The sequence below is a fragment of the Rheinheimera muenzenbergensis genome (genome assembly GCF_036984005.1).
GTDB classification, from domain to species: domain Bacteria; phylum Pseudomonadota; class Gammaproteobacteria; order Enterobacterales; family Alteromonadaceae; genus Alishewanella; species Alishewanella muenzenbergensis.
Genome location: NZ_JALAAR010000002.1, coordinates 88,456 through 114,597, shown reverse-complemented (window position 1 = coordinate 114,597; position 26,142 = coordinate 88,456). Strand labels below are relative to the sequence as shown.

Below are 26,142 nucleotides of genomic sequence, written 5' to 3'. Positions count from 1 at the left end.
CGGGCGGTTATCGCATTTCTGCGCCTTCATCTTGGAATTTTTTAGTAAAGCTGCTATTGATGATAGGAATAAATTATGCCAAATAAATTATTTCTAATTGATGGAGCCAGCTGATGGATAAACGACAATTTATAAAAAACTGTGCCCTGACTGCCGCCTTATTGCCCTTAGCCGGATGCAGCAGCGTAATGGCCGCACCATCAGCTGCAGGTAAACGCCTGTTACCGCTGGCGCTGAATAAAGGTGACACCGTCGCCCTGGTTAGCCCGTCAAAGGCCACTGACGAAGCGCTCGACTTACAAATAGCGCAGGAAGTGATGCAGGCGCTGGGCCTGAAAGTAAAAACTGGTAAGCACCTGGCGGCACGCCGCGGCCATTTAGCCGGCACCGATGCCGAGCGCGCCAGCGACATCAACGCCATGTTTGCCGATAAAGACGTCAAAGCCATTATCTGCTTACGCGGTGGCTCAGGCGCGGCCCGCTTATTGCCATTGCTCGATTACAAGTTAATCCGCAATAACCCGAAAATACTGCTGGGTTACTCTGACATTACTGCGCTGCACAATGCCATTCATGCACAAACCGGTTTGGTAAGCTTTCACGGCCCCAACGGTACCGGCAGCTGGAACAGCTTTAATGCCGACCAGTTTCAGCGGCTGTTTTTTGACCGAGAGCTGATGCAGTACCAGAATGTTCTTGACGCCAAAGACGAGTTAGTTGCGAGGCAAAACCGCACTATTACGATTAATAGCGGCAAGGTACAGGGCGAATTAGTCGGCGGTAACTTAACGGTATTAACTGCCCTGGCCGGCTCTCCTTACCTACCTGATTTCACTGATAAAATTCTGTTTTTAGAAGACGTAGAAGAAGCACCATACCGCATAGATCGTATGTTCAGCACCTTAAAGCTAATGGGCGCGCTGGATAAAATTGCCGGCTTTATTTTCGGCGAATGCACTGCCTGTCGCCCCAGTGGCGGCTATGGCTGGCTGACGATGGATCAAATTTTTGACGACCACATTAAGCCACTGAATATTCCGGCTTACCGTGGTGCCATGATTGGCCATATTAAGCAGCAGTTTATTGTGCCTGTGGGCGGCCGCGTTGAACTGGACGCCGATGCCGGCACGTTCCGCTTACTGGATAGCGTGTTTCAAAGTTAGCACAGCGAAAAACTGCTTCAGATCAGACTAAGCCACGGACGGCAGCGAAGCTGACAAATTCTGGCACTAAGAATTTGTCAGTAGCCGTCCTTGACTAAGCCAAGGACTCTGCAATCGTTATAGTTAGCCACGGCTCTGCACAAAGCGCTAAAAGATTATAGGATTTATGATTTTGGTCGCAGCGTCTCAATGAAACTGGCATCAATCCAGAATACATCTGATTGCGCGTTTGCACTGCCATCAGCAGCGGGCACCATTCTATTAAAAAACAGATATAAACCATCAGGTGTGATCTGTGGTCCGCCTTCCTCAGCTGACGTGTTGACTGAATCGCCGAGGTTAATCGCCTCTCCCCAGCAGCCATCTTTCTGGCGGAAGCTAATATAAAGATCAGACTCGCCATAGCCGGTGTCTCTTACGCCGTCCCACATCATAAAACTTTCATCTGGTGCGATAAACGGGTGAGCATTCCACAAACCGGTATTTATGGTTTGAGGCAGCGGCTTGGGCGCTTCGCGTTGGCCATTAATAACACGGGAATAGCGAAGAATGCCTTCCCCGCCTTTACTGCGCGCATTTTCATCCAGCACTAAGGTACCTTGGGCTGATGCAGTCAGCCCCATAATAGGAATTTCTTCGAAAGCAGGGCCAAGACTTTTGAACTCTGACCAACCTTGCGCCGTACGCTGCTTATATTTGCCACGGTTATATAGGGTGTTGCCATCGGGTGAGTAAGACGGTTTGCGCCAGCCTTTTTGCATCACTATCTTCTGCCAGCTATCGCCCACGCGCTTATAGGTGACAGACTCAGGCTCCCGGGCGTCTTGAGTATGCCTCCATCTGTAGACATAAAACTCGTGCATATCTGGCGAGAAACCAATAGCGTCGCCCCATTCTGCTGTATTAACGATACCCGGCGCGAAGGGTGTAGCCGTCAGTCCCGGCGGCTTTTGTCCCAGATAGGAGCCGTCCGGCAGCGGCAGATAATCCTGACTGTAGCCTTTGCTGCACATAGCTAACGCAGCTAAGGGTAGCGCAATAAAAATATAGCGTTGTTTCATCGTTTAGCCCTTTTTCGATAACTTGAAAAGCAAGTCGTGGGCGAGAGCTGGCCATCGTAACAGCTAGCGGATGACCCCTCGTTCACGACCTGCTGCAGAACTAAACTGAACCTATAAGGCGGAAATTACATGACGTGCGGCTGACGTTTAGCTGATTTCTTGCTGACGACGCCAACACCAAACTTTATCAAGTGGTTCAAGCATTTAATGCTTATCTTTCCCAGTAAGCTTCTTCCAGGCTGTCTTCCCGCTCGGGCAGGCCTTTGGATAAGCGTGGCGCATTCTGCACCAGAATTTCGTAACTTACCCGGTTGGCATATTTACAGATCTGGGCAAAAGACGAATAAGCTAAATAGGGTTGCTCATGCTTGCCGGATAACGGTTGCACTTGCTTATGAAAATGATTGGCCGCCATATCATGCAAAATAGCCGACAGCGCACCATCACCGGCACCGTTAGTGTTTTTAATCCGCTCCGGCCCGCCTAAATAAGGGTCGATATGCGAATAGACTTTTAATGGCTTATCACAGCTAGCCTGCAGCATGGGTCGGCTGAATTCATACTGGTTAAAATCGGCCAGGCTGGCAGATTTAATCGGGTTGCTGCTTTCACGTTTTACGGCCTCGTCGGTATGGCCACACAGGTATAAGCCTTCCGGTCCGGCGGTAATAAGCACCATATCGGTATGCTCAAGTATCGCTTCGGCGGCTTTTAGCGGATCGGCAAAACCGGTTAAGGCTTCCGCTTCCAGTTCGTTCATCGCCAGCACATTAACGTAGTCATGAATAGTACGCAGAATTTGTTCGCGGTTTTCTTCTACCAGATGACGGGTACCCAGACTCATCACCACCGGCACCTGGTGTGCTTTGGCATCTTGCAGTGCTTTTAACATCGCTTGCTGGATCGGCTGATCAGTAGCACGCAGCGGATAAGCACTAACCACAAAAGCAGCAGCGCCGGCAATAATATCGGTAGGTATATAGTCCGGACTTAGCTGGTCCATATCACTGGGGTCAATAACAAAGGTGCGCTCGCCGTCCGGCGTGATCATAGTAATGCCGCGGCCAATGTCACCTGCTACGCCCTGCAGATGGTTCATATCCACCTTTGAGCTGGTATGGCATACATAATGGTAGGCCGGAGAGCCCAGCGCGATATTGGCTGACATTACGCCCAGTAACACCGATTTGTCATCAGCCAGTACTGAATAGTTGTGAATGGTATTACCGATAGTGCCACCGGCGAAATGGTCGGAAATAGCATTGTGAGCGACCAGCTCCTGATAAATCAGATTGGCTTTACCATGCTCGACTAGATTAGATAAGCCTTTGTGAATATTATACTTTTGCAGAAATTCATCACTAACGCTGGCCACCACATCCACTATGGTTTGGTCCAGGCCCACGATATAGGTATCCAGCTCCGGGCGCACTTCGAAGCTGGGCAGCTGAGGCTTGGGCTGGGATACCGGAAAATAATGTTTAATTTTACGCAGGCCGGGAAATTTCATCTGTGATACCGCTGTTATGCCGCTGTCAGGCTAAGAGAAGCAAAGCGCGCATTGTAACAAAAAAACCGGCCTGGCCGCAGTGCTTATTCTGCGCTATGACGTAAAAATACCAGCTCTTTGCCAGAAGAATGCTCCGGGCTAAACTGATAACCAGCCAGATCAAAGTGTTGCAACTGATCCGCCTGACTTAAGCGGTTTTGAATAATATAACGTGCCATTAAACCACGCGCTTTTTTAGCAAAGAAGCTGATAATTTTATACTGGCCGTTTTTAAAGTCTTTAAATACCGGCGTGATAAGGCGGCCATTCAGTAACTTGGGTTTTACCGCTTTAAAATATTCCTGCGACGCCAGATTCACCACCAGTTCGCTATTTAGCTCGGCCAGCTGCTGGTTTAACAGCCCGGTGATCGTATCCTGCCAAAACGCATATAAGTCTTTACCCTGCGGGTTGGCCAGTTTGATGCCCATTTCCAGCCGGTAAGGCTGCATTAAATCCAGCGGTCTGAGCACGCCATACAGGCCACTTAAAATGCGCAGGTGTTGCTGGGCAAAAGCGATATCCTCATCTGACAGACTTAAAGCGTCCAGGCCCTGATACACATCGCCATTAAATGCAAATAAAGCAGCCTTGGCATTTTGCTCAGTAAAAGGCAGCTGCCACTGGGCAAAACGGGCGGCATTTAAACCGGCCAGTTTATCGCTGATATGCATCAGGCTGGACAGATCTGCCGGTGTCAGCGTTTTACAAATATCGGCCAATTGCTGGCTTTGTTTAAGTAGCTCTGGCTGGCTAACAGAGATTGGTTTTGCCAGCGGCTGAACATCCAAATCTTTGGCGGGAGAAACAAGCAACAACATAAAAAAGTCCTGAATACGGGAAAAATTATTTGAGATAAAGCTCTGGCAGTTTCGGCAATAAATTGGCCAATCGCTGCTGATTGGCTGGCGTTTTACTGCTGAATTCCAAGGCGTTTAGCGCAGCTTTTGCCAGTGTCGCCAGCTTTTTATCTGGCGGCAGCTCTGTCAGCGCCTGCAGCAGGTTTAATATTAACCCTGCATTGCATGGCATATACATAAAAGCCTGGCGCAGAGACGTTAAAGCCGCAGCGGCATCGCCCTGTTGCATCAGATCCATGCCAGCCTGATTCCACTGCCGGATTTTAGCACGCAGCTTTTGCTCCAGCTCTGGCAGATTGGCGGCTAACAGGTTTTGGCCGCCACTGTATAAATCAGTACAGGGGCGCTGGCTGGCTTTTAGCTGGGCTAAATATTGCTCGGATAACTTGGTCTCCCCCAGGGCAAATGCCAGACTGGCGCAGTCGAGCACAACAGCCGGCTCGGCAGACAACTCTTGCTGTTGCAGCAGTTCCAGCTGTTGGCGGGCATCAGCGTAATTGCCTTGCAACAAACTGAGCCTGGCGCGTAGCACAGTTACAGCAAGCTCAGTTTTTTCGTTTTGCAGTTTATTGGGTAGCGACGCCAGCGCATCGCTGGCCTTTTTTAACAGACCTGGCACTTCGGTTGCTGCAGCCTGCAGCGCCTGCTGCAGAAATAAGCGGGTTAAACCAAAATAAAACTCGGCACGGTCAAAGCCGGAGAATCTGTACTGCTGAATCAGCTTTTGCCAATACTTAATCGCCTCGGCGGCATTGCCGCTAAGCTCCAGCGCCGTAACGGACGCAAGATGAGCGTCTATATGCGTTGGCTGGTTTTTTAGCAGTTCAGCCAGTTGTTGCCGCGCTTCAGTGTATTGGCCCTGTTGCAAATACAAGCACGCCAGCCACTGCTGGGCTTCGGGCCTGATATCATCGGCTTCAGTCATCTCCAGCAGCAAGCTTTGCGCTTCGGTAAACTCCTGCTGCAATAATAAGGTTACCGCAAAGCCTAACCGGCTCCAGCTGAAGTCACGCTGCTGCAGTACCTGCTCGTACAGTTTTTGCGCTGCAACAAAATTGCCCTCTGACAACAGTACCTCGCCCATCAGCCGCAGCGCCGGCAAGGATGCTGAACTGCGGGCATTGATCACCTGATCCAGCTCCAGTTGAGCGCTATGATGATCGTTGTCCTGCAGCGCCTGATACACCTTGCGCAGTTTAAGCCGTTGGTTCCACACCTTGGCCAGCCGTTTTTCCAGCTCAACGTAGGAAAAAGGTTTCAGAATAAAAGCGTCCGGAGCGCCCTTTAACAAACCCAGTACCGGCAATCGCCGTGGTTCGGCGCTCATCAGCACAAAGCAGCAGCCCGACTTTAGCGGCGTAAGCTGACTTGCTTCAGTAAAAAACTGTAGCGCGTCCTGGCCGGCGCCCAGGTCAAAATCGGCCAGCACAAAATCAAAGCTATGCTTTTTACTTAGCGCAACTGCCTGCACAGCATCCGACGCCGTGGTAATATCATCGAAACCTATTTGCTGTAACATGCCTTTTATCGAGGCACGCACCGGCTCACAGTCTTCAATTAACAATAGTTTTTTACTTTTATAGAAGCTGGCTTGAAAGATCATCGCGATCCTGTGCTAATTTACTGTTACAACTTAGTATCGGCCTAGTACCGACAGAACAGGCAATATAGTAACTTAGATTACTGCATGCAACGCTATTATCATGAGTTTTCCATTACAACAGCTTTTTGTTGTAATATTCCTACAACAATTGCTTATTTAAGCGCTTATCACTAATATGTAAGCAAAAATACGGTAATAAAACAACATGACTACTTTACTATCCCAACTTAAAGCGGTAACCACTGTAGTAGTAGACAGTGGCGATTTGACAGCTATTGAACAATTCCGGCCGGTTGATGCAACAACTAACCCCAGCCTGCTGCTAAACGCCAGCCAGCAAGATTTTGCCAAGCCCATATTGGCCAATGCTGTAGCCTATGCCAGAGCCAAAACCTCTGACAGCGCAGCGCAGCTTAGCCTGGCGTCTGACAAGTTTGCTGTCGATATTGGTACCAGTATCAGTAAACTGGTACCGGGCCGTGTATCAACCGAAGTTGACGCCCGCTTGTCGTTTGATACCGCTGCAACTGTTGCAAAAGCACAGCAGTTGGTGGCGCTGTATCAGGAAAATGGTATCAGTACCGAGCGCATCCTAATCAAAATTGCTTCGACCTGGGAAGGTATTCAGGCTGCCCGTCAGCTGGAACAGCAAGGCATTCAGTGTAACTTAACCTTGTTATTCCATATGGCACAGGCCAGAGCCTGCGCGGAAGCCGGCGTGTATTTAATCTCTCCTTTTGTTGGCCGTATTCTCGATTGGTACAAAGCCAACACAGGGCAGGACTATAACAGCGAAACCGATCCGGGCGTGTTGTCGGTACGTGAAATATATCGTTTTTATAAGCAACACGGTTTTAGCACTGTGGTAATGGGTGCCAGTTTTCGTAACACCGGCGAAGTACTGGCATTGGCCGGCTGCGACCGGTTAACCATTAGCCCGGCTTTGCTGGCAGAGTTAAGCCAGATGCAAGGCGAGCTGACTGTGCACTTAAGCAACAACGGTGCCAGCCATGCTGCACCTGAACAACTGACAGAGAGTCAGTTCCGCTGGGCCATGAATGAAGATGCGATGGCCACAGAAAAACTGGCTGAAGGTATCCGTAAGTTTGCTATCGACCAGCGCAAACTGGAGCAATTAATCCAGCAAGCGCTGTAACAACATTTAATTCAGGGAGTAGTTTATGTCAGCAAGCCATTGGTCAGCGTTAAAAACGCTGGCTGCCCAGCCGCTATCTTTACGCCAGGCCTTTGCCGCCGATCCAAACCGGGCCAGCCGCTATAGCATGACCGCCTGCGGTATTATGCTGGACTACTCAAAAAATCTGATCAATGAGCAAAGTTGGCAAGCTTTGCAGCAACTGGCGCAACAAAGTCCCCTGCAGCAACAGCTGCAGGCGATGTTAGCCGGCGAAAAAATCAATAACACTGAACAGCGTGCAGTATGGCATATGATGTTGCGTAAAACTGACGTCAGCGGCCTGACACTGGATGGCGAAGAGGTCGGCAGCCAGATCCTCTCTTGCAGAGCCAAAATGACAGCGCTGGTCAGCCAGTTACATAACGGTGAATATAAAGGTTATAGCGGCAAAGCGATTACCGATTTGATATGGGTTGGTATTGGCGGCTCGTTACTCGGGCCACAAATGGCTGTAGAGGCATTAACGCCTTATCATTGCAGCCCGGTAAAACTGCACTTTGCCGGCAATATAGACGGCGCTGTAGTATCTGATGTCGTAAAACACCTCGACCCCGCGACGACTCTGGTGGTTGTAGCATCGAAATCTTTTGGCACCGAAGAAACCAAACAAAACGCCCTGGCTATCCGGCAGTGGTTTAAAGAGCATGGCGCTGACAGTGCGGCTATTGCCCGCCATTTTTGGGCAACATCGTCCAATATTAGCGCTGCGGCAGAGTTTGGCATTATCGCCGAGCATATTTTACCGATGTGGGATTGGGTTGGTGGCCGTTACTCTTTATGGTCGGCTATTGGTTTACCGCTGGCACTGATGATTGGCAATACTCATTTTGCCCAGCTGCTGGCCGGTGCTGAAGCCATGGATCAGCATTTTATTAGTGCGCCGGCGGCAGAAAACATGCCGCTGACACTGGCGCTGTTAGGTATTTGGTATATCAATGGTTTTGGCTGTCAGGCCCAGGCCTTATTGCCATACAGCCACTATTTACGTTTGCTGCCTTCTTATGTGCAACAGCTCGACATGGAATCGAACGGCAAAAGTGTTGACCTGAACGGCCAACCACTTACCGATGCTACTGCGCCGGTGATCTGGGGCGACGCTGGCACTAATGGCCAGCATGCTTATCACCAGTTGTTGCATCAAAGTGCACTTGCCGTACCAGCCGATTTTATTTTGCCGGTAGCCTGCGCGCATAATTTAACTGATCAGCATCAGCGCTTAGCGGCGCATTGTTTTGCACAAACTCAGGCACTGATGCAGGGCAAAACACTGCAGGAAGCCACAGACGAATGCCTGGCAGCAGGTATGACTGCAGAGCAGGCCGCCGCTTTGGCACCGCACAAGGTGTCACCGGGTAATAAACCCAGCAATACCCTGCTGCTACCGGCTCTGTCGCCTTACTATCTGGGTGCGTTAATTGCCCTTTACGAGCACAAGGTGTTTTGCCAGGGCGTATTGTGGCAGCTCAATTCGTTTGATCAATGGGGTGTAGAACTGGGTAAGCAGTTATCCGGACCCATTTATCAGGCACTTAGCGGTGCAGATGCCAGCGCACTGGACAACTCAACTCAGGCCTTGATTGCGCACTTTATGCGACAAAAATAATAGTAAATACGCCGGGCTTGTCATCAGGCTGTCACTTAGGTGTTTTATTTTCAGCAGAAATGTGGTAAACACTTTGTTGAAAATAACAACAACAACAACACTCAGAGAGGCACAACTATGGAAAGCTTCGAAGATTTACTGAATATGTTGGAACGCCCAGCCGCAAAACCTAAAGCGGTGAAGCGAAAGTGGCGCGAAATAGAGCAATTGAAAGAACGGCAACGTTTGAAAAAGGAGTTAAGCGACATAGACTGGACCATAGAGCCAGAATTGTCTGACATAGAATTGTAAAAAAACGCCCGCTTTATACAGCGGGCGTTTTTATTATTTGCTGCTGTCACAGTTGCCAGTCAACCGGGCTTTTACCCTGTTGCTGCAACAAGGCGTTTGCTTGTTTGAAGTGGCCACAACCAAGAAAACCGCGGTGGGCTGACAGCGGTGACGGATGCGGTGCTTCCAGTACATGGTGACGCTGGCGGTCGATAAAGCGACCTTTTTTCTGTGCGTGCGAGCCCCACAGCAAAAACACTATGCCGCTACAATGACTGCTGATTTGCGCAATCACCTTGTCGGTAAATTGCTCCCAGCCCAGATGGCGGTGTGAATTGGCTTGGGTTGCTACTACCGTCAAAACCGTATTCAGCAGTAACACGCCCTGCTTTGCCCAGGCTTCCAGACAACCATGAGCCGGGATTTGAAAATCCGGATACTCCAGCGCCAGCTCTTTATACATATTTTGCAATGACGGCGGCACCCGTACGCCGCTGCGCACTGAAAATGCCAAACCATGCGCCTGATTCGGCCCATGGTAAGGATCTTGCCCCAGGATCACCACTTTAAGCTGATCCGGTGCCGTTAGTTTAAAGGCATTAAACACATCCGCTTCGGGCGGGTATATAACCTGCCCCGCCAGCCGCGCCTGTTTTACCGTTTCCAACGTGGCGATAAAATAATCCTGCTGCTTTTCTTCGCCAAGTAACTGCTGCCACGACATTAGCTTGGCTCCAATGACAACAGAGCCTGTTTCAGCGCGCTGAAATCGGCTGCAATGTCCCGGCATAGGCTTTGCTCGGCTGCACAGCGTGCTAAGGCCTCCGGCAACGCTAATGGCGTACCGAGGATATTTTCAACCTGCTCTTTAAACTTTGCCGGGTGCGCGGTACCAAGAAAAATACCAAACTCGTCAGCCTGTATACTGCGCTTCAACGCCTTAAACGCTACCGCTGCGTGCGGCTCACTTAAATAGCCCAGCTGCGACAGCTGCCTGACGCCCAGAACGGTATCATCTTCATCAACCATCACCGCTTCAATATCATCACGGCTGATCACGCCCTGCGCCAGCAAGGCTTCAACCCGTGGCCAGTTATTCGGTGCCGCCACATCCATCGCGTTAGACAAGGTAGCGACTGTGGTTTTGGGTTGCCAGTCGCCACTGCGCCAGTAACGCGGTACAGTATCATTGCTGTTGGTGGCCGCAACCATCCGCTTGATCGGTAAGCCCAGCGCTTTGGCGATCAAGCCGGCGGTCAGGTTACCAAAGTTGCCGCTTGGCACAGCAATAACCACCTGCTGCCGCTTTTCAGCCGGCACCTGGGCCATAGCTTCAAAGTAGTAACACACCTGGGCAAACAAGCGGCTGATATTAATTGAATTAGCAGAATTGATACCCAGTTGCTGCACCAGTGCTTTATCATCAAATACCTGTTTAACCAGTGCCTGACACTGGTCAAAATCACCGTCTACCGCCAGCGTGGTGATATTGTCACCTAAGGTTGTAAACAACTTCTCCTGTAACGGGCTGATTTTACCCTTCGGGAATAAGATCACGACTCTGACGCCGGCTTGACGGTAAAACGCATGCGCCACGGCAGCACCGGTATCACCTGAAGTAGCGGTAACTATCGTTGTTTCTTTACCTGACTGCGCCTTAGCCAGGGCCTGCGCCATAAAGCGGCCGCCAAAGTCTTTAAATGCCAGTGTCGGACCATGAAACAACTCCAGGCAGGCCAGATCATCTGCTACCGCGGCCAAAGGTGCCGGAAAAGTAAAAGCCTGACGTACCATCTGTGTTACTTCGCTGGCGCTGAGCTCGTCGCCAATTAATGCCTGTAAGATCTCGCTGCTGCGCTCTACCAGCGGCATAGCCAGCAGCCGGTCAATATCCAGCTTTGGCCATTGCGTAGGAAAAAACAACCCCTGTTGCTGGCCCAGGCCCTGGCGTACGGCCTGTAAAAAGCTCACCTGCTCTGCTGCTACTTTTAAGTTAGTTAATTGCATAATAATTTTAAGGCCTCTTTCACTACAGCGCCCGTGCGCCCTGTGCTGACAAACGACAGATTTGCGTTGTCGCGTCCTGATTTTTGGCATAATGCCGCGATAAATACTCTGCAGCAAGTTGCGCCTGTGCGTCATTGCTACACAGCGCAAACAAGGTCGGGCCGGCACCGGAAATGCCCAGATGCAGCACGCCTTGCTCTGTCAGTGCTGCACGCAGCGCGGCTAACTCGGGTATCAGCGGCATGCGCGCCGGCTCGGCGATCAGATCGCGGATTGCAGCCACGGCTTCAGTCTCATCCGCCACATACATGGCACTGACAAAACGGCTTAGTATGCCGGCAAAGGCAATACTTTGCGCCAGCGATAACTGCTGCGGTAACACAGCTCGGGCGGCCTTGGTTGATAATACTGTACCGGGATAACACAATACCACGCGCCAGTGCTCAAACCAGGGCAAAGCGCGGCACAGTTTAGCGCTGTCGGGTAACATTAGCTGTAACCCACCTAAATACGACGGTGCCACATTGTCATAATGCACACTGCCGCTTACCCCACCTTCAGCCTGCGCCATCAGTTGCAGTAATTCATGCGCCGATAAAGGCTGGCCAAAATACTCATTAAAGGCGTAACAAGCCACCACGATAGAACAGGCGCTGGAACCCAAACCGCTGCCGACCGGTAGATTTTTATGTAAGCGCAATGACAGACGAGGCAATCTGCGGCCGAGTTTTTGCTCAAAGGCGTAAAAACAGCTCAACACCAGATTATCATTGCTCGTTTGCGGTAGCTGATGGACATAGCGACCGACAATGTCGAGGCTTAGCTCTTCGCTTTCAGCGACGATATCCAGCACATCGCCAAACACCTCGCCGTTAAGCGGTTCAAAAGCCGCACCGAGCAAATCAAAACCGACCGAAAAATTACCGGTTGATGCCGGGGCGTAATAACGCTTCAGGTAACTTAAGCTTGCTAAATCAGAAACTTGCTGCATCGTCATTACACCTGCTGTTGCCAGCCAAGGGTGCGCATCAGATCGCTGAACACCCCGGCTGATGTAACGGCTGCACCAGCACCATAACCACGCAATACAAACGGGATCGGCTGATAATAACGGGTGTGAATGGCCAGAGCGTTTTCACCATCTTTAACCTTCGCCAGCGGATGATCAACCTGCAGCGCTTTAATGGCGACTTTACACTTGCCATCAACAATTTCACCGATATAACGCAGCACCTTGCCTTCTGCTTTAGCCTGAGCAATACGTTTGGCAAATTCAGCATCAAGCTGGGGTAACTGCGCCAAAAATGCCTCGGTACTGCAGTCTGTGGCAAAGCCGGCCGGCAATACGGCTTCGACTTCGACATCGCTAAGCTCCAGCGTCATACCGGCTTCACGCGCCAGTATCAGTAGCTTGCGGGCCACGTCCATACCGGAGAGATCATCTCGTGGATCCGGCTCGGTAAAGCCCTTATCCCGTGCTTTATTGGTCACGTCTGACAGACTGCTGCCAGCTTCCAACTCACCAAAAATATACGACAACGAGCCTGACAAAATGCCTTCAAAGGCCAGCAGCTCATCGCCTGCATTCAGTAACCCCTGCAAGGTATCGATAACTGGCAAGCCGGCACCTACGGTGGTTTCGTATAAAAAGCGCCGGCGATTTTGCTGCGCCAGCTGCCGCAGTTTCTGGTAGTAACTGTAAGATGCGGTATTGGCTTTTTTGTTCGGTGTTACCACATGGAAACCGGCCGCCAGAAAATCCGCATACTGGCCGGCTACGGCCTCTGCACTGGTGCAATCGACTAATACCGGATTAGTCAGGTGCTGCTGGCGCACAAAGTCAGCCAGTACCGGCAACGAAAACTGATGCTTTGCTCCACTTAACTGCTCAGCCCAGTGTTGTAAGTCAATACCGTCAGGTTGCAGCAACAGATTTTTACTGTTGGCAATGCCATACACGGTCAGTTTAACCTGGCGGCTGTGCAAAAATGCTTGCTGGCGGTGGATCTGTTGCAACAGCTCACTGCCCACTACGCCACAGCCGACCAGAAAAATATCAATACTGGGAATATGGCTGAAGAAGTTCTCGTGACAGACCTTAACGGCATTTTTACAGGCCGCCTGCTCAATAACCGCTGAAATTGAGCGTTCGCTGCTATCCTGTGCTATGGCCACCACATTGACACGCGCCTGAGCCAGTGACGCGAAAAACTTGGCGGCAACGCCTTGATGCTGGCGCATACCATCACCTACCAGACTCACTATCGCCATATCTGACTGAATATTCAGCGGCCGCAATAAACCGGTTTGCAATTCCAGCTCAAACTCTTGTTGCAAAGCCCGTTTGGCAGCGGATAAATGCAGCTGTGGTACGCAAAAGCTGATGCTGAACTCTGAAGAGGATTGGGTAATTAAACTAACCGAAATCTGCGAGCGTGCCATAGAAGCAAACACCCGGCTGGCCATACCCACCACGCCTTTTAAACCCGGGCCTGACACCGTGATCAACGTCAGATGTTCCAGACTGGAGATCCCCTTTACCAGCGCATCGCCTTCACCGTCGTTGTCAATGCAAGTACCAGGTGCAGATGGATTAAGTGTGTTTTTGATATAACAAGGGATCTGATAGCGTGCCAGCGGGCCTATGGTTTTGGGATGTAATACTTTAGCGCCAAAATACGACAGCTCCATGGCTTCATCGTAAGATAAGCGGTCTATTAGTTTGGCATTTTTTACCTGACGCGGATCGGCACTGTAAACCCCGTCGACATCGGTCCAAATCTCACACGCATCAGCCCGCAGGCTGGCTGCAACTATAGCACCGGAATAATCTGAGCCGTTGCGGCCAAGCAGACAGGTTTCACCCTGCGCATTGCTGGATACAAAACCGGCGATAACATAGACTCTGGCACTGCTGCTGGCGACAGCACTTTGCAATGTTTGCTCTGACGCGCTGATATCTGCTGTCGCATTTAAATAGTCGCCACTGCTTTTAACCAATTGCACCGCATCCAAGGCCTGGGCGGCGATATCTGCCGCTTTTAACAATGCAACCATCAGTGCCACACTAAATTGCTCGCCTAAGCCCAGCAACTGCGCTTTGATATGATCCGGACAATGACGCAGCAAAGATATGCCAGTTAACTGGGCGTTCAGTTGCTGTAGCTGCTGTTCAACCACCTGCCGTGCCGCGGTTAGCTCGACGGTAGCAAACTGAGCCGCTGCATCTGCCAGCAGTTGTTGATAACGTTGTGCCAACTGTTGCAGTAGCGGTGCAAAATCAGACCCCAGATAAGCTAAATCGGTCAGCTCAACCAGGGTGTTTGTTACTCCTTGTGGCGCAGATAACACCAGACAAATACTGTCCGTGCTGCTTTGCTGTTGCACTATAGTTGCAACTTCAGCAAAACGCTGCACTGATGCCAGCGACGACCCACCAAACTTGAGCACCCTCATTTTTAACTCCTTGCGCTGTTATGACTGTTATTGTTCAGCTATCGCGACTCTTGGTTTAAAACAGGCCAGAAAACCAGGCCAAAAAAAAACCCGTGACATCTGAGGTCACGGGTCTTTTAAACAGACAATACTCCGCCGACCTCCTACCCCGAAGGGTTGGTGGTAATAATAATGGTGGTGAGTACAGTTGTTTTTATTTTCATAGCCACACTATGCACAGACTTATAGACGGCTGTCAATGGCTAAATGTGCGACCAATTCAATTTACCTTTTTAAGGTAATTTTGCTCACTGGCATAAGCTCTGACGCAGTTGCGCCCCTGTCGTTTGGCGTTGTACAGGGCAATATCGGTTTGCTGGATCAATTCATCAATACTTTGACCGGTAAAACTGGCCACACCGATACTTAAGGTCACCGCGATGTGCTGCTGGTTGTAACTGACGGTTTGGCTGGCAATAGCCTGGCACACCCGGTTGGCTACCATCATGGCACCACTCAGCGCGGTCTCGGGCAATATTACGCCAAATTCTTCACCACCGTAGCGGCCAAAAATGTCGGTGTCACGCAGCAAAGTGGCGATCTGCTGCGACACTGAAATCAGCACGGCATCACCACCCTGATGGCCATAGGTATCATTGAGTTGCTTAAATTTATCTAAATCAAACAGCAGTAACGACAGCGGATGCTGATAGCGCGTTGCCCGTTGCAGCTCTAATTGCAACTGCTGCTGCCAGTAACGGCGGTTAAAAATGCCAGTCAGACCATCAATCCGGTTGGCTTGTTCCAATTGCTGCATACTGCTGTGCAACTGCTGCTGATAAACAAAGGCATCGGTAGCATCTTCAATCAGAATACAAATATAACCGGCGTTGTTGTCTGCACTGCTAAGCGGCATGATGCTGCAGTTTTGCGCCATATACTGGCTACCGGTACTGAGTGGTCTTAAGTGCGGTAACTTAAAAATATACTGCCGCTGCTCCCAGTTACTAAATGCCGGAATTTGCAGTTCCTGTACACTGTCCAGCTTGCGCTGCAACCAGGCTCTGGGTAGATCAGTAAACACATCAAACAACAACCTGCCCTGCACTTCAGCCAATACCAAATTGGCTCTGCGGGCAATAAACTGATTAATAAACACCAACCGGTATTCTGCGTCCAGTACCAGCACGCCGCTGTTCAGCTGCGCTAACAGTGGCTGTAATAACCCTGCTATCTGCATCAGAAACCGGCCAGCACTTTATTCAGCATCTGCCGAAGTTGAAGTACCGCTTCTCCCGGTACCAGCAACATCATGTCGCAATTAAAACTGTAATCTATCAGCTGATAACGAATATCCACCTGCAACGCCAGCTGCCACTGGCTGGCGGTATCGGCAAGCTTTTGGACAAAATGCTGATCGCGGCTGGATAAAATTCGCGGTGCGGCATAAGAAAAACTATTTTCCAGCTGTTCAGCCAAACCATTTAAAAACGTTGTCGTCAGCACAGAGCTAATGTCAGTCAACATTTCGGCCTCTGAACTGTCATCGTCAGCGTAACCAAGTAGCTGCGCTATCACGCCGACGTTTTCCAGCTGGTACAGCATGATGGTTTCGCCACGTAAGCCCTGATCACCAAAAAATCCCAAGCTGATCAGGCTGGCATTGTGCTGCGGATAACGCCGGGCGAAATGCTCGGGTAATTGCTCTGTTTCAACCAATGCGATGGCCGGCACCTGCAGATGCACCAGGGTGTCGAGATAGCGTGCCAGCTTGTCGCTGGCCAGGCCCATGGCAACATTAACCAGCTCTTGCAAGCAATCGCGTTGCTCTTCGGTGAAATACAAAGTGGTCATATCAATCCGTACTTATGCATAACCTCGGCTAGCTTTTCTGCACTGGCCGGTTTGCGCACAAAGGCCAGCGCCCCCAAATCCAGCACCCGTTTTTGCATCTCAGGTTGAATATCCGCCGAGACGACAATCACCAGACAATCCATGGCTTCAGCTTTAATCGCTTCCAATACACCAACTCCGTCCAGCTCAGGCATAGTAAGATCCAGAAACACCAGGCCAATTTCGGTGGAGCGCAAAATAGCCAACGCTTCCAGGCCATTGCTGGCCGTGACAATGCTGGCGTCAAAATCAGCAGGCAGCGATTTCTTTAACTGATTGCGGGCAAGAAGGGAGTCGTCACAGATTAATACGGTTAGTGCCATGTACTGCAGCCTGTATTGTTGTAATGTTTTGGGCGTAAACTGGTTAAAAAATATATACATGCTGCGGCCATAATGCAATAACTGAGCTATAAATAGCAGAGATTAGATACCACTATTTGCAAACAGGTGTTTATTGGTTATGGTAGTCTGACAATTCCAAGAAAAACGCCGTTCACACAAGGTTACTTCATGCAGCACAAAAGTCTGTCCCGCAAACTGTTGACCAAAGTCTTGTCTGTGTATTTTATCCTGACATTTGTGGTAACACTGGGGCAAATTGTCGCCGAGTATTTTAATACCAAAAACCATATCAATGGCGAGTTAGAAACCCTGCAGCAAACCTTTTCCGGCAGTCTGACCCGCGCTATCTGGGAGCTGAATACCCAGCAAGCTCTGGTTATTGCCGACGGCTTATTAGCCATACCAGCCATTGAAGGCATTATAGTGCGCGATGACAGCGGCGCCGTTATTACCCAATTGGGCCGCTATATCAATATTCAGGAACGTTTCAGCACCCAGCTGGTACGCGAAGGGGTGCGCCTGACAGAACAACAGTCAGGTATTTTTGGTTATACCTTTCCACTTATTTTCGAGTTTTCCGGCCGTGCTACTCAGGTTGGCGATGTCACCCTGTTTTCCAGCCGGGCGGTGGTGATTGATCGCATTAAAATTGGCATCTACTTTTTGGTTGGCAACGCGTTTTTAAAAACCACTTTCTTGATCATTCTGTTTCTGATGGCATTCAGGCGTCAGCTGACGTTACCGTTGACAGAACTTACCCAGCAAATTGAAGACCTTGAGCTAGACCAGCTCGAAGGCACCAAAGTTGAAATTCAGCACGATGATACCTCTGAATTAAGCGTAATGGCCGATGCCTTTAACCGCTTAATCGGCCGGGTACAGGATTACAAAACTCAGCTGGAAACCACGCAAAAGCAATTGATGCTGTCGAACGAAAAACTCGATCAGCATAATTTAATGCTGGAGCAGGAAGTTGCCCGTAAAACCTCTGGCTTAAGCCAGGCCATGATGGATTTACAGCAGCAAAAGCAAGAGTTGGAAGTAAAGCAGCAAAGCCTGCGTGAAGAAATTGAACGCCGCCGCCATACCGAAGACGCGCTGCGTGGCAAGCAAAGCGAACTGGAACGCATTGTTGATGATTTAAAACAAGCACAGGACCGCCTGGTGCAATCAGAAAAAATGGCTGCATTAGGTGGTTTGGTGGCCGGTATTACCCATGAAGTGAATACGCCTGTGGGTATAGGTGTCACCGCAACCAGCTTTCTGGCGGAAAAGCTGCACGCTCTGGCGCAGTCATATCAGGATAAAACGCTATCACCTAAGGCACTGGAGCATTTTATTGCCGAAGCCACCCAGGGTACTGAATTACTGCAATCGAATTTGGTCCGCGCATCTGAACTTATTGCCAGCTTTAAACAAATTGCGGTTGATCAAACCAGCGAAGCAGTACGCACCATTAACCTGGCTGACTATCTGCACGAAGTGATCCGCTCGTTACAGCCTAACTTTAAAAAAACCCGCCACCAGATAGAGCTGAACTGCCCGGATAACATCATATTAAGTTGCCCTGCCGGAGCTATCTCACAAATTTTTACGAACCTGTTGATGAATTCCTTAATCCACGGTTTTGAAGAGATGGACGCCGGCCAAATCCGCATTACGGTGTTAGACGAAGGCAATAATGTCGATATCAAATACAGCGACAATGGAAAGGGTTTAGCGCCTGAGCAACTACAAAAACTGTTCCATCCGTTCTTTACCACTAAACGTGATCAGGGTGGTAGCGGCCTTGGCACTCACATAACCTATAACCTGGTGCGTCAAACGCTGGGAGGCAGTATTACCGTGACCAGTGAGCCCGGTAAAGGTTTGCATTACCATATTTGCTTTCCAAAAAACCTGAAGATATCCGCATAATCCGCGTTATACTGCAGGCCTGATTTTGCTAAGTGAGTAGTTTATGTGGTTTAAGAATGCCCGGGTATATCGTCTCAGTGCCCCTTTAACAACCGATGTATCAGTTTGGGAACAAGCACTGAGCGAGTTTAAATTTAGCCCGCTGACAGCACAGGAAATGGTTAGAAGCGGTTTCAGCTTTCCGCTACATCAAAGTATTAAGCAATATTGTCACTCGCTCGATTCACTGCTGTTTTTTGCCGTAAAACGGCAGGAAAAAATTCTGCCGGCTGCCGTGATCAATGAAGAAATGCAACCGCGGCTTGAAGCCATGGAGCAAGAAAAAGGCCGGCCACTTAGCCGCAAAGAAAAGCAGGCGCTAAAAGAAGAACTGCAACTGAGTTTATTGCCACGCGCTTTTAGCCGCTCGTCATTGACGCAGGGCTACTACGATGCACAAAACCACTGGTTAGTAATAAATACCAGCAGTGCCGGCAAGGCTGAAGATATATTGGCTTTGTTGCGCAAAGCTCTTGGCTCACTGCCTGCGCTGCCATGGCTGGACAACCATAAATTAAACACTAATTTGCAACTGTGGTTGCAAAATAAAGCATTGCCTGAGGGCTTTGCGCTGGGTAGTGATGCTGAGTTAAAAGCGCCGGATGAAGAAGGTGCCAAAGTAAAATTCAGCAACCATCTGCTTAGCGCTGATGAAGTGCAAAGTCATTTACAGGATAAGCTGGTTACCTGTATCAGCCTGGAGCAATCAGATGCGCTGGCGCTGCAAATTACCGATGACGGTGCACTAAAACGGTTAAAATTCCATGAACTGCTGACTGCGCAGAATGACGAATTAGGCTGGGAAGACCTTAGTGCCCGGCTGGATGCCGATTTGTTATTAATGAGCAGTGCGCTCAATAGTGCCCTGCTGCGGATTGCCGGGCAACTTGGTACTGAACAATAACTAGCTGAAAATGGCCCGCACATCCTGATAACATTGTTGAATATCAGGATGTTGCATAAAGTCAGTCTGCGGGATCACGCCACATTGCAGATAGTAATTCAGCAAGCGTTGTTGCAGGTTGGCATCTGCATAGTTGCCTTGGGCCATTACCGCCAGCCGGATAAAATCGGTGTAGCCCGGGCCAGGTTGCTCGGGCTTTGCAATGCGCCAGTTTAGCGCAGCCTGCACAAAAAGCTCGGCAAACCCCCAGGCATACAAAATACGCGCACTGATTTGCGGTGCCAGCTGATCGGCCAAATTAACCAAAAAACGCGGATCACCAAGCAAGTCTTCATTGCGTTCAGCTTCTGTCAGCACTGGCATAGCACCGATATTGTGTACCAGCGCCATTAACGTCAACACATCTTTATTTAAGCCGGTACCCGGAACATGGCTGGTGTAATAGGAAAAGGTCGCAGCGGCTATCGCGGCTACCTGCACGCTATTTTGCCATAGATTGTCTAGATGTTGTTGTACCTGCTTATGCCTGGAGACAAACACCTGCTCTAATGCCATGGCAATGGCAATATTGCGAATTTGGCTTAAGCCAATCCGGGTAACCGCCTGATTTAACGTACTCACCTTGATAGAGCGCCCCATAAAAGCGCTATTGGAAACTTTAATCATACGGGCAGCTAACGCCGGATCCTGTGAGATAACGTCAGCCATCTGTGGCAGGCTGATATCCTGCTCGGCACTGCGCTGCCGCACTTTTAGTGCTACTTCGGGTAAGGTTGGCAATGTCAGCTGATCATGCTGTATCTTATGTTGCAGCATTTGTTCAATAGTGTGGTGCACAGACATCATGTTCCCCCGGCTGCAGCAGGTACACTACCCCAGCTGATGCTAAACTCAGTTATCATCGCGGGCCAGATCTGGCTGCGCGCTGTTAATAATAACGCCTATTTGCATAAGTTGCCCGGCACATTGTTCTGCCTGTTGCGAGCGGGCGCTAATTTCAAGTTCACCCGCCAGCACAGTAATTTGCGGATAGCCCATACTACCGGCACTGCCCTTTAAGCTATGAGCGGCATAAGCCAGCTCGGTCCACTGCTGGCGGGAAAAATGCTGCTCTAGCTGCTGGTGTAACGCCGGTAATTGCAGGGTAAACTGCTGCTTTAATGCCAGCATTTGTGGATCTTGTGCTAATTGCTGCTCTAATTGCTCGGCACGTGATACGGTTTTACTGCCAAACTTTGCCAATACCGCTAACAGATCAGCCTGCATTACCGGCTTAGCCAACAGTGCCTGGCATCCGGCCTGTTTATAGCGCTCGGCATCTTCTGACATTACATTGGCTGTTACCGCAATCACCGGTGTTTCAATACCTGCATGCCGGATCAGCCGGGTGGCTTCTTCACCGCCCATTACCGGCATTTGCATATCCATAAAAATCAGGTCAAAGTCTTCCGCTAGTGCACATTCAACCGCTTTTTTACCATTGTCGACCAGTATGCAGCCAGCCTGGGCTTTTTGCAGCATTAACTGCAACAGTAGCTGGTTATCCGGGTTATCTTCTGCCACCAGTATTTTAAGTTGCTTTTCCGTTACCATATCCGGTTGCACTGCATCTGTCATATTGTGACGATAATAGGCTGTTACCAGCTCTGGCTGGCGCGCGCTGCAGTCAAACACCAACTCAAAGCAGCTACCGATACCTTTGACACTTTCAACCTGGATATCACCACCCATCTGTTGCATCAGTTTCTTTGAGATAACCAGCCCCAATCCTGTACCACCAAAATGCCGGGTTACTGTTGAATCGGCCTGCACAAACGGCTGGAAGATACGGCTTAGCTCATCCACTGACATACCAACGCCGGAATCTTTGACTTTGATCGACAACTGCTGCGACAGGACGTCGTATGCTACCACTATGACAATCTTGCCTTTTTTAGTAAATTTAACCGAGTTGCTGGTCAGGTTTAGCAACACCTGGCGAAACCGTAACGGATCATTAAAGATTTGTTCCGGTAACGGGAAATGCAAATCAAGCACGCACTGTAGCCCCTTGGCTTCAGCCTGGGTGCGGGTAAGCAGATATACATCATCGAGTAATGCCAGCCAGTTAAAGTCCTCGTAGTTGAGCTCCAGCTTTTCTGCTTCTATTTTTGACAAATCAAGAATATCGTTAATCAGCCCAAGCAAATGATCGCCGCTTTTTAATACCCGTTGCAGGTAATTTTGTAATTTACCGGCATCAGATTCATATTGTGCTTGCTCGGAAAAACCAATAATAGCGGTAAGTGGCGTGCGGATCTCATGGCTCATATTGGCCAGAAACACGCTCTTTAACCGGTTAGCCTGTTCAGCGGCTTCGCGCGCCAGTATCAGCTCCTGGTTGGCAGCAGCTAAGTCATCATTGGCACGGGCCAAATCCTGAGTACGGCGTAAAACTTTGTCTTCCAGTTGCTGCTTATATGCCCGCTCGCGCTCGCGATATACCCGCAGCTGGCGCACCATGACATTAAAAGCGGCAAACATGTCGCCTAATTCATCCTGCTTTTTAACTTCAAGCAATGTCGACAGATCGCCTCTGCCCACTGCGGTTTTAGCAGCCGTAAGTTGTTTAATCGGTGCAAAAATATTACGGATCAACAACCAGTACACCAGCATTGGTAATGTTAAGCACACCAGCACAGTCAATAATGCCAGCACTAAAGACACCAGACGTTGCTGGCTAAACAGCTCAGTTGGATCAAGCCCAAACAGCAGTTGATACTGACCAGGTAAACTCTTGCCCAGCAGTAACCTGCGCTGGCCGAGCAGTACTACCGGTGAAAACTCACTGGCATCTATGGTTTGCTGAATTGCACGAAAATTTGTTGGGGCAAAGGCGCTGCCAATCAGAGCTTTGTTGTCAGCATAGGTTACCGTTGCCGCTTTATTGATCAATAAAGTAACGCTGGCTGGCGTATGCCGATAGCCAACTATCTGACTGAGTTCATCCGGGCTAACCACCAGTACCAAATATCCCCATAGCCGCCGGGCTTCGGTGACCGAGCTGGCATACAGCTTTTGAGCAAAAAATAACTGTAGCTGGCTGGTATCATTGTCTTGTGCCAAAAAGTAGCCGCTGTCTTCCACCTGGGCCTGTAATGACGAGAAATATTCGTTGCGAAAGCGGTTGGGCACACTGGACAATTGCGCCCGCTCAGGTAGCTGTAAAGCGTAATCGCCGGTAAGGTGAATAAGCTTAACGGAAACAACATGGCTGCTATTACGCATAAACTGACGTAACTGCTGCTTAAGCTTTATTAACGCCGTATCACTTTGTTGTTGTGTAAACTCAGCCAGCAAAGGATTTTGCGCCAGTATCGCCAATTGTGTTTGTTTTTCTTGCAAAAACCCGCTGAGTTGCAGTTGCTGCTGCGCCAGCACGCGCTCGGCCTGATACAGCGCCTGGTGTTGTAAATACTGCTTACTAAATTGATACGCCAAATAACCAAAGGCCACAACAGGTATAACCAGCAGTGGAAATATATAGGCGACCAGCGTCTCGCGTAACTTCATCCTTGTCCTGCACACTTGCAGGGGCTGGCCCTGCGTGTTTTTGTAGTGCTACAGCATAACCAGCAGCGCAACGCTTTACAACAGAGTAGGTACTAAGTTATGCCCAGATAAATTTTGCTAAAAATACCAGCGCCAGTATCCAGACACTTAGCGTAGTCCGAGACAACTTGCCGGTAAGCAAACACAAAACTGCATAACTAATAAAGCCCATACCAATACCGTCTGATATTGAAAACGTCAGCGGCATCATAATAAGCACAACCGACACTGGTACGGCCTGGATCACGTCGTCCCACTGTACGTGTTGTAAACTACTCAGCATCAAGGTCGCCACATACAATAGCGCCCCTGCGGTGGCATAGGCCGGCACCATGGCCGCTAAAGGCGAAAACCACAACGCAGCCAGAAACAGTAAACCGGTGACCACAGCGGTTAAACCAGTACGTCCTCCAGCTGCTACACCACTGGTGCTTTCAACATAGCTGGTTGTTGTTGACGTACCGAGCATAGCGCCGGCAATAGTGGCACTGCTGTCAGCAATTAACGCCTTGCTTAAATCCGGCAGCCGGCCATCTTGTTGCATTAAGCCGGCTTTATGGCTCACCGCAACCAAGGTGCCGGAGGTGTCAAACAAGTCGAGGAACAGCAAGCTCAATATAACCGGCAACATACTTAATTGCAGTGCTGCAGCAAAATCCAGCTGCATAAAGGTAGGCATTAATGACGGTGGCATAGCTACTACGGCGCTAAACTGCGTATCGCCCAGCCACCAGGCCGCAGCAGTCACCAGCACAATGCTTATTAACACCGCAGCGTGCCAGCCCCGATGAGCCAGCGCAAAAATAATAAAAAACCCCAGCAGTGCCAGCACTGCCTGCGGGCTGTGCAAATCGCCCAGTGTTACCAGCGTAGCAGGACTGGCAACGATAATATTGGCTGTTTTCAGGGCAATAAGCGCCAAAAACATACCAATACCGGCAGCGATACCCATTTTTAATGGTAGGGGGATGCTATTTATAATCCATTCCCGCACTTTAAACAGACTAAGCAATAAAAACAAACATCCGGAAAAAAACACACAAGCCAGTGCGGTTTGCCAGCTATGGCCCTGCTCCAGCACGATAACATAGGTAAAAAAGGCGTTTAGTCCCATTCCGGGTGCCAGAGCTACCGGCAAATTAGCCAGCAGCCCCATCAGCAAGCAGCCCAGAGCAGCCGCCAGACAGGTTGCAACAAATACAGCCCCCTGATCCATACCGGTTTGAGCCAGCATAGCCGGGTTAACAAACAGCACATACGACATAGCCATAAAGGTTGTGCACCCCGCCACCACTTCACGCTTAAAGCTGGTGTCTCTGGCTTGCAGAGTAAAAAGTCGTTGCAACAAAACAATACTCCTGAAAAAGTAAAAGCTGGCGCACAGCCAGCTTTTAGTTCACGTAACAGGTTTAGCGCGGCAGCAACAATCAGATAATTTTATTTTGCTGCCAAAATTTTTCTTTTTCTAAGCGCTTTTGCCGTTTTTCGCAAGGTTTATCACAGTCACAGGCTTTTTCGATGCCTATTTCACCTAAACCACCACAACTACCGGCAATGGTTTTGCGCTGCACTAAATAGCCCACCGCCATCGCTAAGATCACCAGCAAAAACAAAGCAAAGGTTAATAAAAACAGGGTCATACGGGCTCCGTTACTCGGCTAAAAAAGGTTTAAAGGCGTCTGATGCCAGCTCGGTAAAACCATCGTCAGTTTTTACCACTATCAAAGCGGCAATATTATAGCGGTTTGCAAAGCTTAAAGCTTCATCTGCTGTCATCACATTTAACGCCGTGGCATAGCCATCTGCCGTCATACATGAAGGGTGCAGTACGGTAACGGATACAGTACGGTGCTGGATCGGCTTGCCGGTGCGCGGATCAAGTAAATGCGAATAGCGCACACCATCCTGTTCAAAATAATTACGGTAATCACCTGAGGTGGCGACCCCCATATCACCGGTTTGTAACACCCGCTGCACCGCACGCTCTGTTGTTACCGGCTTTTCAATGGCGATTTTCCATGGCTTTGCCGTAGCTTTTTCGCCTTTGATCCGCATTTCACCGCCAATTTCTACCAGATAATTAACGATGCCGTGCTGTTCCAGAATGCCAGCTACCTGATCTACGCCATAACCTTTGGCAATAGTGGACAAGTCGACAGCCAAAGCAGCAACTGACTTAGACAGTTGGTTAGCTGCCAGAGTTAATTTGTCATAGCCCACCACTGCCCGGGTATTAGCAATATCGGTATCCGACGGTGCACGCTCTATCCGGCCACGGGCACCAAAGCCCCACAATTCGGTAAGCGGGCCTACTGTAACATCAAGCACGCCTTCAGTTTGTTGCGCCAGCCGCAGGGCTTCCGCCATCACTAGCCGTGTTTGTTCTGACAAGGCAAAAGGAGTTGTTGCACTATGCCGGTTAAAACGCATTAATTCAGACTCTGGCCGATAGGTCGACATCAGGTCATTAATCAGCTCCAGCTCCTGGTCTATCGCCTGCTGCAGCGTGCTTTGGTCAACAACGGTGTCGCTGTAATACTTCACTACATAATAAGTGCCCATGGTATTGCCATTCAGCTGCATTTGCTGCTGCACAGGTTGCGCCGGGCTACAGGACACAACAACAGCCAGCACAACAATGGCCAACCAGGTTTTAACTAAGGAAATGCTGTACATAACGGGTCCAGATAGCAGAAGGGGCAACC

22 protein-coding genes are annotated in these 26,142 nt (G+C 49.8%); 6 read left to right on the top strand and 16 right to left on the bottom strand.

What is annotated here, in order from left to right:
• Window positions 1–113 precede the first annotated feature (113 nt).
• Complete coding sequence (locus MN202_RS02655) at window positions 114–1,163, top strand: S66 peptidase family protein (RefSeq protein WP_335734544.1); 1,050 nt, start codon at window positions 114–116, stop codon at window positions 1,161–1,163.
• 164 nt (window positions 1,164–1,327) lie between these two features.
• On the opposite strand, the gene MN202_RS02650 is transcribed toward MN202_RS02655, so the two are convergent.
• The 4 genes from MN202_RS02650 to MN202_RS02635 form a co-directional block, all read right to left on the bottom strand.
• Window positions 1,328–2,224: a hypothetical protein gene (locus MN202_RS02650; RefSeq protein ID WP_335734543.1), complete on the bottom strand. Its 897-nt coding sequence runs from the start codon at window positions 2,222–2,224 to the stop codon at window positions 1,328–1,330.
• A 211-nt stretch (window positions 2,225–2,435) separates the two neighbouring features.
• Complete coding sequence (locus MN202_RS02645) at window positions 2,436–3,734, bottom strand: inosine/guanosine kinase (RefSeq protein ID WP_335734542.1); 1,299 nt, start codon at window positions 3,732–3,734, stop codon at window positions 2,436–2,438.
• Window positions 3,735–3,817: 83 nt separating this feature from the next.
• Window positions 3,818–4,594, bottom strand: a complete 777-nt coding sequence (yaaA, locus tag MN202_RS02640) for a peroxide stress protein YaaA (protein ID WP_335734541.1) — start codon at window positions 4,592–4,594, stop codon at window positions 3,818–3,820.
• 25 nt (window positions 4,595–4,619) lie between these two features.
• A complete protein-coding gene (locus tag MN202_RS02635; RefSeq protein ID WP_335734540.1) occupies window positions 4,620–6,236 on the bottom strand; it encodes a tetratricopeptide repeat protein in 1,617 nt (538 codons plus the stop codon).
• Window positions 6,237–6,441: 205 nt separating this feature from the next.
• Between MN202_RS02635 and tal the strand changes: the two genes are divergently transcribed.
• The 3 genes from tal (at window position 6,442) to MN202_RS02620 (ending at window position 9,328) form a co-directional block, all read left to right on the top strand.
• Window positions 6,442–7,392, top strand: coding sequence for a transaldolase (tal, locus tag MN202_RS02630; protein WP_335734539.1), 951 nt, complete (start codon window positions 6,442–6,444; stop codon window positions 7,390–7,392).
• Between the two features lie 25 nt (window positions 7,393–7,417).
• Window positions 7,418–9,037, top strand: coding sequence for a glucose-6-phosphate isomerase (pgi, locus tag MN202_RS02625; protein WP_335734538.1), 1,620 nt, complete (start codon window positions 7,418–7,420; stop codon window positions 9,035–9,037).
• A 117-nt stretch (window positions 9,038–9,154) separates the two neighbouring features.
• Complete coding sequence (locus MN202_RS02620) at window positions 9,155–9,328, top strand: DUF3545 family protein (RefSeq protein WP_335734537.1); 174 nt, start codon at window positions 9,155–9,157, stop codon at window positions 9,326–9,328.
• Window positions 9,329–9,374: 46 nt separating this feature from the next.
• Here the strand turns inward: MN202_RS02620 and ung are convergent, their stop codons facing one another.
• The 7 genes from ung to MN202_RS02585 form a co-directional block, all read right to left on the bottom strand.
• On the bottom strand, window positions 9,375–10,031 hold the full coding sequence (gene ung, locus MN202_RS02615) for a uracil-DNA glycosylase (RefSeq protein WP_335734536.1): 657 nt from the start codon (window positions 10,029–10,031) through the stop codon (window positions 9,375–9,377).
• Window positions 10,031–11,314 (bottom strand): threonine synthase, encoded by a 1,284-nt coding sequence (gene thrC, locus MN202_RS02610; protein WP_335734535.1) that lies wholly within the window; start codon window positions 11,312–11,314, stop codon window positions 10,031–10,033. The genes ung and thrC overlap by 1 nt, the downstream gene beginning before the upstream one ends.
• A 22-nt stretch (window positions 11,315–11,336) precedes the next feature.
• Entirely contained in the window at window positions 11,337–12,305 is a 969-nt protein-coding gene (gene thrB / locus MN202_RS02605; RefSeq protein WP_335734534.1) for a homoserine kinase, read from the bottom strand.
• Between the two features lie 5 nt (window positions 12,306–12,310).
• Window positions 12,311–14,770 (bottom strand): bifunctional aspartate kinase/homoserine dehydrogenase I, encoded by a 2,460-nt coding sequence (thrA, locus tag MN202_RS02600; RefSeq protein WP_335734533.1) that lies wholly within the window; start codon window positions 14,768–14,770, stop codon window positions 12,311–12,313.
• Between the two features lie 259 nt (window positions 14,771–15,029).
• Entirely contained in the window at window positions 15,030–15,989 is a 960-nt protein-coding gene (locus MN202_RS02595; RefSeq protein WP_335734532.1) for a sensor domain-containing diguanylate cyclase, read from the bottom strand.
• Window positions 15,989–16,603: a chemotaxis protein gene (locus MN202_RS02590; protein ID WP_335734531.1), complete on the bottom strand. Its 615-nt coding sequence runs from the start codon at window positions 16,601–16,603 to the stop codon at window positions 15,989–15,991. The genes MN202_RS02595 and MN202_RS02590 overlap by 1 nt, the downstream gene beginning before the upstream one ends.
• Window positions 16,600–16,965 carry a response regulator gene (locus tag MN202_RS02585; protein WP_335734530.1) on the bottom strand — a complete coding sequence of 122 codons (366 nt, stop codon included), beginning with the start codon at window positions 16,963–16,965 and terminating at the stop codon, window positions 16,600–16,602. The genes MN202_RS02590 and MN202_RS02585 overlap by 4 nt, the downstream gene beginning before the upstream one ends.
• Before the next feature lie 189 nt (window positions 16,966–17,154).
• Between MN202_RS02585 and MN202_RS02580 the strand changes: the two genes are divergently transcribed.
• Window positions 17,155–18,903 carry a sensor histidine kinase gene (locus MN202_RS02580; RefSeq protein ID WP_335734529.1) on the top strand — a complete coding sequence of 583 codons (1,749 nt, stop codon included), beginning with the start codon at window positions 17,155–17,157 and terminating at the stop codon, window positions 18,901–18,903.
• 43 nt (window positions 18,904–18,946) lie between these two features.
• Window positions 18,947–19,846: a recombination-associated protein RdgC gene (locus MN202_RS02575; RefSeq protein WP_335734528.1), complete on the top strand. Its 900-nt coding sequence runs from the start codon at window positions 18,947–18,949 to the stop codon at window positions 19,844–19,846.
• Here MN202_RS02575 and MN202_RS02570 read toward each other — a convergent pair whose 3' ends face one another.
• The 5 genes from MN202_RS02570 to MN202_RS02550 form a co-directional block, all read right to left on the bottom strand.
• A complete protein-coding gene (locus tag MN202_RS02570; protein ID WP_335734527.1) occupies window positions 19,847–20,692 on the bottom strand; it encodes an HDOD domain-containing protein in 846 nt (281 codons plus the stop codon).
• Window positions 20,693–20,737: 45 nt separating this feature from the next.
• A complete protein-coding gene (locus MN202_RS02565) occupies window positions 20,738–23,398 on the bottom strand; it encodes an ATP-binding protein (RefSeq protein WP_335734526.1) in 2,661 nt (886 codons plus the stop codon).
• A 97-nt stretch (window positions 23,399–23,495) separates the two neighbouring features.
• Window positions 23,496–24,785: an NCS2 family permease gene (locus tag MN202_RS02560; RefSeq protein ID WP_335734525.1), complete on the bottom strand. Its 1,290-nt coding sequence runs from the start codon at window positions 24,783–24,785 to the stop codon at window positions 23,496–23,498.
• A 79-nt stretch (window positions 24,786–24,864) separates the two neighbouring features.
• Window positions 24,865–25,077: a (Na+)-NQR maturation NqrM gene (nqrM, locus tag MN202_RS02555; RefSeq protein ID WP_335734524.1), complete on the bottom strand. Its 213-nt coding sequence runs from the start codon at window positions 25,075–25,077 to the stop codon at window positions 24,865–24,867.
• Window positions 25,078–25,087: 10 nt separating this feature from the next.
• Window positions 25,088–26,113, bottom strand: coding sequence for an FAD:protein FMN transferase (locus tag MN202_RS02550; RefSeq protein ID WP_335734523.1), 1,026 nt, complete (start codon window positions 26,111–26,113; stop codon window positions 25,088–25,090).
• Window positions 26,114–26,142: the final 29 nt, after the last annotated feature.